General features: G+C 68.6%; 1 protein-coding gene. It reads left to right on the forward strand.

The genetic code is table 11. From position 1 onward, the window contains the following. On the forward strand, positions 1 to 978 hold a 978-nt coding region (locus IEZ08_RS39080), incomplete at both ends, for an RNA polymerDNA-directed RNA polymerase subunit B (RefSeq protein ID WP_506330651.1).

Below are 978 nucleotides of genomic sequence, written 5' to 3' on the forward strand. Positions count from 1 at the left end.
AATCCCAAGCGTTACGACCTGGCGAAGGTCGGCCGCTACAAGATCAACAAGAAGCTCGGGGTCGACGCGGAGATCACGCAGGGCACGCTGACCGAAGAGGACATCGTCGCCACCATCGAGTACATCGTCCGGCTGCACGCCGGCGAGGTCTCGATGCCGGGCGCCGGCGACCGTGAGGTCGTCGTCGAGACCGACGACATCGACCACTTCGGCAACCGCCGCCTGCGCACCGTCGGCGAGCTCATCCAGAACCAGGTCCGTCTGGGCCTGGCCCGGATGGAGCGCGTGGTGCGCGAGCGGATGACCACCCAGGACGTCGAGGCGATCACGCCGCAGACCCTGATCAACATCCGCCCGGTCGTGGCGTCGATCAAGGAGTTCTTCGGCACCTCCCAGCTGTCGCAGTTCATGGACCAGACCAACCCGCTGGCCGGCCTGACGCACAAGCGGCGTCTGTCCGCGCTGGGTCCGGGCGGTCTGTCCCGTGAGCGGGCCGGCTTCGAGGTGCGTGACGTGCACCCCTCGCACTACGGCCGGATGTGCCCGATCGAGACGCCGGAAGGCCCGAACATCGGTCTGATCGGTTCGCTGGCCTCCTTCGGCCGGGTCAACTCCTTCGGCTTCGTGGAGACCCCGTACCGGAAGGTCGTCGAGGGCCGGGTCACCGACCAGGTCGACTACCTCACCGCCGACGAGGAGGACCGGTACGTCATCGCCCAGGCGAACACGCCGATCGGCCCCGACGGGACCTTCCTCGAGGACCGCGTCCTCGCCCGCCGCAAGGGCGGGGAGTTCGAGTCCCTGCGGGCCGGCGAGGTCGACTACATGGACGTGTCGGCGCGGCAGATGGTCTCGGTCGCGACCGCGATGATCCCGTTCCTGGAGCACGACGACGCCAACCGGGCGCTGATGGGCTCCAACATGCAGCGGCAGTCGGTGCCGCTGCTCAAGAGCGAGGCGCCGCTGGTGGGCACCGGC

This window comes from Planobispora rosea (genome assembly GCF_014648175.1).
Taxonomy (GTDB): Bacteria; Actinomycetota; Actinomycetes; order Streptosporangiales; family Streptosporangiaceae; genus Planobispora; species Planobispora rosea.